The organism is Caulobacter sp. GW821-FHT05F04 (assembly GCF_059419665.1).
Genome location: NZ_JBWKSF010000005.1, coordinates 397078 through 409536, shown reverse-complemented (window position 1 = coordinate 409536; position 12459 = coordinate 397078). Strand labels below are relative to the sequence as shown.

The following is a 12459-nucleotide window of genomic DNA, read 5'->3' as shown; positions in this document are numbered from 1 at the left end:
CCAGGGACCCAACGAGCTACACCCGCCAACATCAAGCCAAGGCTCAACGTACATCGCAATACACAGGGACCCAGGGGCCGCCGCGGTCGTCCGCCCCTGGGTCCCGGACAAGCCCCGCGGGCTTTCCGGGATGACAAGAAGGAAATGCGGGGAGGCGGCGTAAAACCCGCTAGTCCTCGTCCGTTTCCAGGTCCCCCAGCACCTCGCGCGCCAGGGCCTTGTTGACCGCGCGGTGCTGCTGCGAGGCGGCCTCGTCCAGCAGTTTGGCGGCGGCCAGGCCCTCGGCGGCCGAGCGGGGCAGGCGGGCGATCAGATAGGGATAGAGGTCCGGATCGGGCTTCAGGTGCTCGGCCCGGAAGGCGCGCTCCAGCACCGCCCGCAGCACCACGTCGTCGGGCTCGGCGATCTCCGCCACGGTCAGGGCGTTCAGCCGCGAGCGCAGGTCGGGCACCGCGCAGCCCCAGGCGATCGGCGCGACGCGGGCGGTCAGCAGCACGCCGCCGCCGTCGACCCCGGCCATGTTGAGGATGTGGAACAGGTCTTCGTCGCTCAAGGCGGCGCTGGCCGACCGCTGGTCGGCGTCCTCGACCAGCACGGCCCGGCCGCGCAGGGCCGGCAGGTCCGGGGGCTGCGTCGCCTCGGCGTTGATCACCACCGCCCCCGTCCGCGCCGCCCAGGTCCGCGCCAGGTGGGTCTTGCCGCTGCCGACCGGCCCGACCAGGGCCAGCCGCCCCTCGGGCCAGTTCGGCCAGGCGTCCAGCCGCGCCACGGCGTCGGCGTTACAGCCCGAGACGGCGAAGTCCTCCCGGCCGTAGCTCGGCGCGGCGGTCAGCGGCAGTCTGAACTGGGTCGACAATCCCTGGAGCCCGGCGTGGTGAATGGTTGGGTGGGGATATAGGGCGCGTCGGCGGTTAGGGCGAGGCGGGGCGGTTGGGGATAGTGGGGATAGGGCGGAAGGGGGTGTGGATTGACAGGTCAACGCGAGGGCGCGCGGCTTATCTACCGACGCTTGCTTTTGCCGTATAGGCTGCCCAGTCTGTGCTCGTCTGGCGAGGGAGGGGCGGTGACTGGTTTTATCAAGTGGGTCTTCGATCCTGCCAATGCCGTACAGGTGAGCGCTTGGGGCCTTTTACTCGGGCTCTTTGGGACACTTCTTACGATTTTGGGTTTCGGCCTAACGGGGTGGCAGCTCTGGCGTACGGCCAATGCTACCGAGGCGGCCGCTCTGGCGGTCGCGGGGATTAAGTCGAGAGTTGCCACTTATGATGCGATATTTGAGGTTTCTCGAGCCGTCTCGGCGTTGAAGGAAACGGATCGTCACCTCAAGCGGCATTCTTGGGTGGATGCTGTCGAAAGCTACGGCGACGGACGACATGCATTGGTGAGGTTGACCGAGTTGCCCTCCGATCTGAACGCAGAGCGACTTGAAAATCTGTCTAACATTTTGTCCGAGGTGGTGATCTTCTCGGAGAAGATCGAGGCGGCCTTGCAGAAAAGCAAAGCTCCGACTGATGTATCGAAAATGATAAATTCGAACAGAAGATTTGTTGAGACCTTGGCGAGAATTAGCATTGCCTTGGAGAAGGGTGCATAGATGTCAGCTTCCACAAATGATAAATATGCTTTCCTCGTTGAAAAGCTCTACGAAGACACCTCAAGAGGGAAAATGCCCTGGAGGATTTCTGAGAGAAATTTGTATTCGACGCCAATTGGCGAAAACTATATAGAGTTATCTTCAAAAGAGCGGAACGGAGATACTGATATTTATGTGTATATAATGGATAAAGATGGTAATGTGCTGGATTCATTCAGCGATGTTGATTTGGCTGATGCAATGCCAAGAATTTTAGGTTTTAATAGTTACTTCTCTTTGATGTTTGATTTGCTGAGAAGAGTTGGTAGGAGGGCTTCTGGGGCTGAAGACGTTCTTGACAATATTTTACGAGGATTGGGTGCTTCCCCGGCGCAGGTCCCTACTAGACAGCTAAAGTCTAAGGATGATGAAATTCCTTTTTGAGTGCTAGGCGGGTTCAGGACACCCACCGCCAAACCAACAACACCACCCCCACCACGATCACCGGCCCGAACACCCGGAACGTGTGGCGCGTGCAGCGCTCCGGGAAGAAGGTGTCGTAGGGGCCGTCCTTGGTGGCGCCGTACTTCACGGCGACGGCGGTCAGGGGGCATTTGAAGCCGCAGGCGGCGAAGACGGCGCTCTCGATCGCCGTCAGGCCCAGCGCGACCCACAGCCAGGGACCGCGCGCCCCGGTGATCCCGGCGGCCAGCACGACCAGGGCGGCGCTGGCCATCACCACATAGATCACCGTGTGGACGGCGCGGACGAGGGTCAGGCGCTGGGCGTCGGTCATGGCGGGAGGGTAGCGGATGGCGCTGGCGGGGCCACGGTATTCGCGTCGTTGAGGCGGTGCGGCGAAACCTCGTCCTTCGACAGGCTCAGGATGAGGTTTCGAATGCGCCGCGGCGAACAGTAGACCTCATCCTGAGCTTGTCGAAGGACGAGGGCGGAACCGCCGGGGTTTGCTAAGGTGCTGTCATGGATCTCTCCCCCGACCTCCTCGCCTGGCGCGCCGAGCTGACCCGGCCCGCCGGCCCGCTGAACGGCCTGGCTCGCGCGACCCAGCAGCGGATCAACCGGCTGATCCCCGAGAAGGTCCACGCCGCCATCACCGCCGCCATCGCGGGGATGACGCGGGCGCTGCTGGTCGGGTCGGACTACGCGACGGGCTCGCCCTTGATCGGCCTCACCCTGGACGAGCGCCGGGCCAGGGCGGCCAAGGCGATCGACGGCTGGAAGAAGGCGGCGGCGGCCGAGGGCGGGGTCACCGGGTTCGGCGGCTTCCTGGCGGCGGCGGCCGACTTCCCGCTGCTGATGAGCTTCAAGATCAAGCTGCTGTTCGAGATCGCCGCCGTGTTCGGCCACGACGGGACGGAACTGCCCGAGCGCCTCTACATCCTGCACATCTTCGAGTTGGCGTTTTCGGATGCTCCGCACCGAGCCCGGGTGCTGGCGGCCATGGACGACTGGGACGCGCGGCCGCACCCGGCCCACCTGGACGACTTCGACTGGCGGGCCTTCCAGCAGCAGTACCGCGACCACATCGATCTCGCGAAACTGGCCCAGTTCATCCCCGTGGTCGGCGCGCCGCTGGGGGCCATCGTCAACTGGCGGCTGGTCGAGCGCCTGGGTCACACGGCGGTGATGGCGTATCGGATGCGGGCGGAGCAGGCTGAGAAATCCCTCTCTCATGGAGAGAGGGAGGGGCCCGCCGCGTAGCGGTGGGAGGGTGAGAGGTTTCACCGGTAGCCGGCTTCTACCTTCCCGCTCTACTCTACAATTCTTGTCATCCCGGCCGCAGCGAAGCGAAGAGCCGGGACCCAGGGGCGACCGCTGTGCGCCGGCCCCTGGGTCCCGGATAGCCTCTGCGAGGCTTCCGGGATGACAAGGGATGGGGATTGAGGGCGCTCTGTCCCCGGTGTTCGCGACGCCGAACCCCACGAAATCAACGACTTTCCACTTTTACGCGTTGCTGAATGATCCGCGTTGAATCCGCCTGCACAATCATAGCCGTCCCCGTCGCGGGGGAGGGCGTTTGGATCCGGCCCAATACGGCGGCGGGGATAGGTTGAGCGGGGCCGCTGGCGGTTCCCGGAGGCTCGAAAGTCGCCCCGTCCGTACTCTTTAGGCGGATCGGTTGGCGAACGGGCGGTCTCCGGGATCAAAGCCGACAGCGGAGCGACAGGGCGGTGATCGTACAAGCCGCCTATCGTGGATCGTCGGGGTCGAGACGGATGTAGCCGATCGACTTGGTCCGCGCCCGTCCGGGGGCTAGTGGGGTCCCGAGCTGAAAGACGCTCACGCCCCCCATCCTCACGGGCAAGAACAGCCTGGCGGAGCGGTCAGCGAGCCGAAACACAACAAACCCTACGGTCTCCGGGTTCGCCCGGCCGCTCCGTCGCCTCCCCACATGCCTTCAGCGGCTCGGCCGCGTGAAGCCGCCAAGCCGTGCCGGCTCAGCACAGGCCCCCACCTGACCTGCTCACGCAGGTCTGTCCGCCCCCAAGCGGGGCGGAGAAGGCAGGGCGCCTCTCCTCCCCCTGTTGGGGGAGGGGGACCGCCGAACGGCGGTGGAGGGGGACAGCTCCGCGCCTACAGATCCAGATCCGCCGACGCGAACTCGGCGTTTTCCTGGATGAAGCGGAAGCGCAGCTCGGGCTTGCGGCCCATCAGGGTCTCGACCAGGCTTTCCACCGCCTCTTCGGCGCGCGGCAGGGTCACGCGGGCCAGGGTGCGCTTCCTGGGGTCCATGGTGGTCTCCTTCAGCTGGGAGGCCATCATCTCGCCCAGGCCCTTGAAGCGGCCGATCTCGGGCTTCTTGCCCTTGAACACCGTGGCCAAGAGCTCGTCCTTGTGGGCGTCGTCGCGGGCGTACTCGCTCTTGCCGCCGTGGCTGATGCGGTAGAGCGGCGGCAGGGCCAGATACAGGTGACCCTGGCGGATCACGTCCGGCATGGTCCGGTAGAAGAAGGTGATCAAGAGGCTGGCGATGTGGGCGCCGTCGACGTCGGCGTCGGTCATGATGATGATGCGGTCGTATCGCAGGTCTTCCTCGCGATACTTGGCGCCACCCTGGGCGCCGAGCGCGAGCATCAGGTCCGACAGTTCCTTGTTGGCGGTGAACTTCTCGCCGGACGCCGAGGCGACGTTCAGGATCTTGCCGCGCAGCGGCAGGATGGCCTGGTACTTGCGGTCGCGGGCCTGCTTGGCCGAGCCGCCGGCCGAGTCGCCTTCGACGATGAACAGCTCGGCCCCGTCGACCGCGCCGCCGGCGCAGTCGGCCAGCTTGCCGGGCAGACGCAGCTTGCGGGTGGCGCTGGCGCGGGTGACTTCCTTGTCCTTGCGGCGCTTGAGACGCTCCTCGGCCCGCTCGATGACGAACTCCAGCAGGGCCTGGGCGTTCTTCGGGCTGGACGACAGCCACAGGTCGAACGGGTCGCGCAGCGCGGCTTCCACGAAGCGCTGGGCCTCGGAGGTCGAGAGCTTCTCCTTGGTCTGCCCCTGGAATTCGGGGTTCTTGATGAACACCGAGATCAGGGCGCCGGCCTGGGCGACGACGTCGTCGGCGGTGATGATCGTGCCGCGCTTCTCGCCCTTGAGGTCGGCATAGGCCTTGAGGCCGCGGGTCAGGGCGGCGCGGAAGCCGCTCTCGTGGGTGCCGCCTTCGGGGGTCGGAACCGTGTTGCAGTACGACTGCATGAAGCCGTCGTGCTCGCCGAAGCCCTGGGGCGTCCAGCTGACGGCCCACTCGACCGCGCCGGCCTCGCCCTGGCGCTCGATGCGGCCCGAGAAGCTCTCGGGGGTGACGGTGTTCAAGCCCTTGGTCCGCTCGGCCAGGAAGTCGGCCAGGCCGTTGGGGAAGTGGAACGTGGCCTCGGGCGGGGTCTGGTCATGGATGCGGGAGGGATCGCAGGACCATTTGATCTGCACGCCGCGGAACAGATAGGCCTTGGAGCGGGCCATGCGGTACAGGCGCGCCGGCTTGAAGCCGACGCCCTCGCCGAAGATCTCGTCGTCGGGCTTGAAGCGCACCATGGTGCCCTTCTTGCGCGACGGACCGACCTGCTGGATCGGGCCCAGCGGCTTGCCGCGCGAGAACACCTGCAGGTGCTCGAAGCCGTCGCGCCAGACGGTGACCTCGACGCGCTCGGACAGGGCGTTGACCACGGATGCGCCGACGCCGTGCAGGCCGCCGGAGGTCTCGTAGGCCTTGCCGGTGAACTTACCGCCGGCGTGCAGGACGGTCATGATGACCTCCAGCGCCGACTTGCCGGGGTACTTGGGGTGCGGGTCCACGGGCATCCCCCGCCCGTCGTCCTTGACCGACAGGTAGCCGTCGGCGTCCAGCTTGACCTCGATGGTCTTGGCGAAGCCGGCCACGGCCTCGTCCATCGAGTTGTCGAGGACTTCGGCGAACAGGTGGTGCAGCGCCCGCTCGTCGGTGCCGCCGATGTACATGCCGGGACGCTTGCGGACCGGCTCCAGCCCTTCCAGCACCTCGATGTCGGCGGCCGAATATTCGCCCGGCGCGCTGACCTTGGCCGGCGCGGACGGTGGGGCCGGCTTGCTCGACGGAGGCGGCGGCGGGATCGGACGCGGCGTCGGTTCGACGTGCGGCTCCACGCTGGTCTGGAACGGCGCGGCGGGGACGGGCGCCAGGGCGTCGTCGTCGAACAGCGAGGGGGTCTTATCGGAAGATGACATTGGGGCAAGTCTAGGCGATTCGAACGCGGGGGCCTCGTATGGCCTCGCGGCCTTCCCCTGAAAAGCAAAATCCGCCCCCAGCTAAGCCGGGGGCGGATCGTTAGAGTTAGGCGGAAAGCCTAGCGATAGGCGGGCGGATAACCGCTCTGGTCGGTGGCCGCGTAACGGTCGCGCAGCTGGGTCTGGCGGCTGTCCCGCGGCTGCTCGACGCCGCCCACGAAGACGTTCAGCGGCCAGCTGGTGGTCTCCAGCGGGTCGCCGTTCCAGACCACGACGTCGGCCAGCTTGCCGACTTCGAGCGAGCCGATCTTGCCGTCCTGGCCCCAGATCTTGGCGGGGACCAGGGTCACCGAGGCCAGGCCGGCCGCGTAGGGCAGGCCGTTGGCGACCGCGAGGCCGGCGTTCAGCCGCTCCTGGCGCAGGTTGTTGAAGTCCCGCGAGCCGTTGATCGCCACCTTCACGCCGGCGGCGTTCAGGCGGGCGGCGTTGTCCAGCCGGGAGGCCAGGGTCTCGAAGCTGTCGGGCAGATCGGCCTGCGGATCGACGATGACGGGCACGCCGGCCTTGGCGATCTCGGGAGCGACCAGCCAGCCTTCCTCGACGCCTTCGAGGATGATCTTGATCTTCTCCTCGGCCGCCAGCTTCAGGGCCTGGCGGATGTCGGCGGCGCGGGAGACGCGGATCAGCAGCGGGGTCTTGCCCTGCACGACGGGGATCAGGGCCGCCAGATCGAGACGCGAGAGACCGAAGTCCCGGGTCGCGCCCTGCTCGAAGGCCGCGCGGCGGCTGGCGAAGGCGCGAGCGTCCTCCAGGGCCGAGCGGATCAGGATCAGGTCGGCGCCGCGCGAACCGCCGGCCGCCCGCGCGCCGCTCTCGCCCAGCGAGACGGTGACGGCCAGCTTGGAGGCCTCGACGATGTCGCTCGCCCCGGACTTCAGGCGGATGAACGCCGCCTGGCCGCCGAACAGCGAGGGATCGCCGTCGCCGGTCTTGCCGGCGGTCATCTCCTCGACCACGCCGTCGTCGGCATGCTCGTGCGCGCCGCCGCCGGTTCCCGACAGCACCGGCACGACGCCCGAGCTGGTGATGCCCCCGTCCCGGGCGAACGGGATGAAGGTCGAGGCCGGGTTGATCCCGTAGCTGATGTCGAAGGCGGCGCTGAGCGCGTTGCCGGTGCCGTCGTCGCGGGTCTCGCGCACGCCGCTGACCTCGGACGCGCCGAGGTTCGAGGACGAGGCGACCAGGCCCGGGGTGACGACGCCGCCCTTGGCGTCGATCACCTTGGCTCCGGCCGGAACGGCGACGCTGGCGCCCAGGGCGGCGATCTTGCCATCGTTGATCACCAGCGTGCCGGCCGGAATGGTCGGGCCGGAGACCGGTTCGATGCGGGCGTTGACGATGGCGACGGTCTCGGCCGCCGCGGGGAGGGCCAGCGCGCAGGCGGCGCTGGCGAGAAGCAGTGACCGGATCATCAGTTGAACGCTCCCTGGCCGGGTTGGCCGAGCTCGAAATCGGACTTGGGCTGGAAGCGCGCGTCCTTGCGATCGTAGATCAGCGCGCCGTCGATGAAGACCTTCTCGGCCTGGGCGTAGACGCTGAACGGGTCGCGGCTCCAGACCACCAGGTCGGCGGCCTTGCCGGGTTCGATCGAGCCGGTCTTGTCGCCGATGCCCATGGCCTTGGCCGGGTTGGCGGTGATCCACTTGATCGCCTCGGCCCGGCTGACGCCGTAACCCAGCTTGTTGCCGGCGGTCATGGCGATGGCGGCTTCCTGGTTCAGCCGCTGGGTCATGATCGGGTCGTCCGAGTGGATGACCACGCAGGCGCCGTTCTTCCAGAGGATGGCGGCGTTGGCGTCGATGCCGTCCAGGCTTTCCATCTTGAAGCCGGTCCACGACGCCCAGGTCGCCGAGCAGATGCCTTCCTTGGCCAGCAGGGGCGCGATCTTGTAGCTCTCGATCGCGTGGTGGAACATGGTGATCTTGTAGCCAAACTCCTTGGCGATATCGATCATCGTGGCTTCTTCGTCGGCGCGGTAGCAGTGGTTCTGCACCAGGATGTCGCCCTTCAGCACGCCAGCCAGGGTCTCCAGTTGCAGGTCGCGCTTGGGCGCATCGGCCTTCTCGCCCTTCTGCTGCTTGGCGCGGAAATCGTCCCACTTGCGGGCGTAGTCGGCCGCGTCGATCCAGGCCTTGCGATAGCCGAAGACATTGCCCATCGCGGTGGAGGGCGAACGACCCTTGCCGCCATAGACGCGCTTGGGGTTCTCGCCGCAGGCCATCTTCAGGCCGTAGGGGGCGTCGGGGAACTTCATGCCCTGCATGGTCAGGGCGGGGACGTTCTTCAGCGTCACCGAGCGACCGCCGAACAGGTTGGCCGAACCGGGGAGGATCTGCAGGGTGGTGACGCCGCCGGCGCGGGCCCGGTTGAAGCCGGGGTCCTGCGGCCAGACCGAGTGCTCGGCCCAGACCTGGGCGGTGTTCGGGTCGGTGGCCTCGTTGCCGTCCGAGCGGGCCTGGACGCCCGGCGAGGGATAGACGCCCAGGTGGCTGTGGGCGTCGATGATGCCCGGGGTCAGCCACTTGCCTGTGGCGTCGACCTTGACGGCGTCGGCCGGGATCGCGGTCTCGGGTCCGCCGACGGCGACGACCTTGCCGCCCGAGGTGACGACGACGCCATTGTCGATCTGCTGGCCGGTGGCGGTCAGAACCGTGGCGCCGACAAAGGCCGTGGCCTGCGAGGGGAACGGCTTGTAGGTCGACGGGAAGCCCGTCGAGGCCTGGCCGTCCAGGCCCTTGGGCAGCGGCTTGATCTCGGCCTTCTCGGCTGGCTTGCCATCCTTTTGCGCCGTGCTGGACGGTTTGGCGGGACCGCCGGTCCCGGTCGTCGCGCAGGCTGAAAGTCCCAGCGCGAGCAGGCTCACGGCCATCGCCGTGTAACGCCATCTGATCATGAAAAACCCCGACTCTCGAAGAGGCGGGAAGGACAGACGAAAAGAACCCCGTTATCAAGTCAAAGCAGGGGCGAATGGAGCCGGTCGCCGGCAAAATCGTTCCGCCTGTTCTTGGGAGGTCGTCCATGCGCCGTCTGCTCGCCTGTCTCGCCGTCGCGCTGCTGACCGCCTGCACAGCGCCCGCCACGCCGGGACCTTCGGGACCGCCGCAGCAGTCGCCGCGCGCCCCGGTCGCCGAGGGCGGCATGTGCGGCGGGTTCGCGGGCTTCCAATGCCAGTCCGGCCTGACCTGCCAGATGGAGGCCGGAGTCTGCGGGCGGGTCGCCGATGCGGCGGGCGTCTGCCGCAAGGCGCCGCGGGTCTGCACGAGGATCTACCAGCCGGTCTGCGGCTGCGACGGCAAGACCTATGGCAACGCCTGCGAGGCGGGCGCGGCGGGAGTCAGCGTCTCGGCTCGGGGCGTGTGCAAGGCGAAGTAGGCTGCTGCCACTATCCGGACTGTGCTGACGCAAGGTGCGGTCGAGGGGAGAAATCCATGACCCAGATCATCCGGCGCGACGTGCTGGCCGGCGGCCTCGCCGTCGCCGCGTTCGCGCCTGTCGCCCACGCCTCGAGTGTTTTGGCCCAGGAGAAGACGCCCATGTACGGACTGATCGGACAGATGCTGGCCGCGCCCGGCAAGCGCGATGAGCTCTTGGCGATCCTGGGGGAGGGGACCAACGACATGCCGGGCTGCCTCAGCTACGTGATCGCCAAGGATCCGACCAACGTCGACGCGCTGTGGATCACCGAGGTCTGGACCGACAAGGACGCCCATGCCGCCTCGCTGAAGCTGCCATCGGTGCAGGCGGCGATCGCCAAGGGCAGGCCGATCATCGCCGGCTTCCCGCAGCGCTTCGAGACGATCCCGGTCACTGGCCACGGCCTGAAAACGTAGGCGCAAAGAAAAAGGCCGCGGAGCGATCCGCGGCCTTTCCGGTTTCGAAGACCCGAAGGTCCTAGAAGTTGGCGTTCAGCGAGACGCCGACGACGCGGGGTTCGTTGACGAAGGCGGTCAGGTTGTTGAAGTCGATCGCGCCCTTGATGTTGCTCTCGTTGGTGATGTTGCGGGCGAAGGCCGCCAGCTCCCAACCGGCGTCCTTGTCGGCGTAGCCGACTTTCAGGCCGCCCTCGAAGTCGCCCTTCGAGTAGAACTCCTTCGATTGGTACAGGAACAGGTTGGTGTAGCCTTGGACCTTCCAGTCGGTGAAGGCGAACAGCTCGCCCGAAGCGATCGGGTACGAGTAACGCGCCGTCACGTCGAAGGTGTACTTCGGCGCGTTCGGGAAGGGGTTGCCGTCCACGAGGGCCAGGCCCGCGCCATTCAGCTTGTCCGTGACCGTGCAGGCGGCGCAGGGGGCGACGGCCAGGGTGCTGTCCTTGATCTTGGTGTGGGCGTAGCTGTAGCCGGCCGTGACGACGAAGTTCGGGGTGACCACGAACTCGCTGTCCAGTTCCAGGCCGTAGGCCTCGCCCTTCTTGGCGTTGATCAGGCGGTTGGAGTTGCTGCCGCCGCCAACGGCGCTGAACTGCGGGTCGTCGATGCTGTAGGCGAAGACCGCGCCGTTCAGGCGGACACGACGTTCGAACAGCTCGCTCTTCAGGCCCAGCTCATACGACATGATCGTTTCGGACTTGGCCGACGAGGCGGGCGAGCCGAAGGCGATGTCGCGGCCCTGGATCGACGGACCGCGGAAGCCCGAGGCGACCTTGGCGTAGACGCTGACGTCCTCGTCGATCTTGTAGAATGCCGACAGGTCCCAGCTGACCTTGGAATCCGACACCGAGACCGACGGAGCCTTGTTCGGGCCCGAAACGACATTCATGTCCTTGTCGTCGTCGGTGTAGCGCAGGCCGCCCGTCAGGGTCAGCTGGTCGTTGACCGCGTAGGAGGCCTGACCGAACAGCGCCCAGGACTTGTTCTTTTGGCGCAGGGTGGTGGCCGGCATGAAGAACGGGTCGGTGCGGATGTCGTACTTGGTGTCGAAGTAGAAGCCGCCGACTTGCCAGCTCAGCGGACCGTCGGTGTCGCTGGCCAGACGCACTTCCTGCGTCCACTGGAACAGGTTCTTGATGCCGTCCTGGGTGCTCGACTGGAAGGGGATGAAGCCCGGGCCGCCCGGGTTGCCGCCGTCGATGTCGCCCAGGCTGTAGCCGTGGGTGTTTTCATAGGCGGTGATCGAGGTCAGCTTCACGCCGTCGAAGTCGTAGCCGATGTTGGCCGAGGCGCCGTAGCCCTTGTACTTCTGCGGGTTGTTGGCGGTGTTGTCGAAGGCGACCTTGTCGCGTTGGTAGTTGCCGTTGAGCTTGTTAGAGCCCTTGGTCAGCACGTTGGCGCGGAACACGGCGGCGGTGCCGTCCAGGTCGCGGCCGTGGACGTTGAACAGGGCGCTCAGCTTGTCGTTCGGCGTGACCAGCAACTGAACGCGAGCGGCCTTTTCGTTGAAGCCGCCCAGGGCGTTTTCCTGCTTGGTGTAGGTGTTGTCGATGTAGTCGTCGCGACGCTGGAGCAGGAACGAGGCGCGGACAGCGACCTTGCCCGGGACGATGGCGCCGCCGTAGCCGCCGTCCAGGGTGACGGTGTTGTAGCTGCCATAGGTGGCCGCCAGGCGGCCCTTGGTTTCGTCGCTCGGCTTGATGGTGTCGAACTTGACGATGCCGGCCGTGGTGTTGCGGCCGAACAGCGTGCCCTGCGGACCGCGCAGGACTTCGACGTGGTCGAGATCGTAGATCGGCGAGCTCTTCAGGACGACGTTCTCCAGGACGACGTCGTCCTGGATGATCGACACCGGCTGCGAGGCGGCCAGATCGAAGTCGGCGTTGCCCAGGCCGCGGATGTAGAAGCGCGGGGCGACGCGGCCGTTCGAGGACTCGGCGTAGAGGCCAGGGGCCTTGCCCGACAGGGTCAGGATGTCTTCGCCGGCGGCGAAGACCGACTGCAGGCGCTCGCCGGAGATGGCGGCGACCGAGACCGGAACGTCCTGCAGGTTTTCGCTACGCTTCTGGGCGGTGACGACGACTTCGCCGACGGTGGTGTCCTGGGCCATGGCGGCCGAGCCGGCGGCCAGCGAGGCCACGAGGGCGGTCAGGCCGCACGACACCGTGAGGGCGCGGCGGAAAGAGCGGTTGGGGAGCATGGAGACATCCTGTGATGGAGCGCGCCGTTCGCCGACTCTGACCGGGGCGT

At 66.8% G+C, this 12459-nt stretch carries 11 protein-coding genes and 2 pseudogenes; 7 read left to right on the top strand and 6 right to left on the bottom strand.

Annotated features, from left to right (window positions below):
- Positions 1-169: 169 nt before the first annotated feature.
- Positions 170-856, bottom strand: a complete 687-nt coding sequence (gene hdaA, locus AC07R7_RS16240; protein WP_494635867.1) for a DnaA regulatory inactivator HdaA — start codon at positions 854-856, stop codon at positions 170-172.
- Positions 857-1063: 207 nt separating this feature from the next.
- Here hdaA and AC07R7_RS16235 point away from each other — a divergent pair, with 207 nt between their 5' ends.
- Together AC07R7_RS16235 and AC07R7_RS16230 are read left to right on the top strand one after the other, a co-directional pair.
- On the top strand, positions 1064-1594 hold the full coding sequence (locus AC07R7_RS16235) for a hypothetical protein (protein WP_494635866.1): 531 nt from the start codon (positions 1064-1066) through the stop codon (positions 1592-1594).
- The gene (locus tag AC07R7_RS16230; protein WP_494635865.1) at positions 1595-2017 is read left to right on the top strand and encodes a hypothetical protein; all 423 of its coding nucleotides are present in this window, start codon (positions 1595-1597) and stop codon (positions 2015-2017) included. It begins immediately after the preceding gene.
- Positions 2018-2030: 13 nt separating this feature from the next.
- Here AC07R7_RS16230 and AC07R7_RS16225 read toward each other — a convergent pair whose 3' ends face one another.
- Positions 2031-2369, bottom strand: coding sequence for a hypothetical protein (locus AC07R7_RS16225; RefSeq protein ID WP_494635864.1), 339 nt, complete (start codon positions 2367-2369; stop codon positions 2031-2033).
- 56 nt (positions 2370-2425) lie between these two features.
- On the opposite strand from AC07R7_RS16225, the pseudogene AC07R7_RS16220 reads away from it, so the two are divergent.
- The 3 genes and pseudogenes from AC07R7_RS16220 to AC07R7_RS16210 form a co-directional block, all read left to right on the top strand.
- Positions 2426-2538 (top strand): annotated as a pseudogene (locus AC07R7_RS16220) (hypothetical protein); the annotation flags it as partial.
- Between the two features lie 16 nt (positions 2539-2554).
- A complete protein-coding gene (locus tag AC07R7_RS16215; RefSeq protein WP_494635863.1) occupies positions 2555-3295 on the top strand; it encodes an EcsC family protein in 741 nt (246 codons plus the stop codon).
- A 59-nt stretch (positions 3296-3354) separates the two neighbouring features.
- Positions 3355-3435: pseudogene (locus AC07R7_RS16210) on the top strand (hypothetical protein); the annotation flags it as partial.
- Between the two features lie 733 nt (positions 3436-4168).
- Here the strand turns inward: AC07R7_RS16210 and parE are convergent.
- The 3 genes from parE to AC07R7_RS16195 all read right to left on the bottom strand — a co-directional run bounded on the left by parE (position 4169) and on the right by AC07R7_RS16195 (position 9233).
- Positions 4169-6280, bottom strand: a complete 2112-nt coding sequence (gene parE / locus AC07R7_RS16205; protein ID WP_494635862.1) for a DNA topoisomerase IV subunit B — start codon at positions 6278-6280, stop codon at positions 4169-4171.
- Between the two features lie 119 nt (positions 6281-6399).
- Entirely contained in the window at positions 6400-7752 is a 1353-nt protein-coding gene (locus tag AC07R7_RS16200; RefSeq protein WP_494635861.1) for an amidohydrolase family protein, read from the bottom strand.
- Entirely contained in the window at positions 7752-9233 is a 1482-nt protein-coding gene (locus tag AC07R7_RS16195) for an amidohydrolase (RefSeq protein ID WP_494635860.1), read from the bottom strand. The genes AC07R7_RS16200 and AC07R7_RS16195 overlap by 1 nt, the downstream gene beginning before the upstream one ends.
- A gap of 125 nt (positions 9234-9358) precedes the next feature.
- Between AC07R7_RS16195 and AC07R7_RS16190 the strand changes: the two genes are divergently transcribed.
- Both AC07R7_RS16190 and AC07R7_RS16185 read left to right on the top strand, forming a co-directional pair.
- Entirely contained in the window at positions 9359-9712 is a 354-nt protein-coding gene (locus tag AC07R7_RS16190) for a Kazal-type serine protease inhibitor family protein (protein WP_494635859.1), read from the top strand.
- 56 nt (positions 9713-9768) lie between these two features.
- Positions 9769-10170, top strand: a complete 402-nt coding sequence (locus tag AC07R7_RS16185; RefSeq protein ID WP_494635858.1) for a putative quinol monooxygenase — start codon at positions 9769-9771, stop codon at positions 10168-10170.
- Positions 10171-10231: 61 nt separating this feature from the next.
- Here the strand turns inward: AC07R7_RS16185 and AC07R7_RS16180 are convergent, their stop codons facing one another.
- Positions 10232-12409: a TonB-dependent receptor gene (locus AC07R7_RS16180; RefSeq protein WP_492884993.1), complete on the bottom strand. Its 2178-nt coding sequence runs from the start codon at positions 12407-12409 to the stop codon at positions 10232-10234.
- Between the last annotated feature and the right edge of the window lie 50 nt (positions 12410-12459).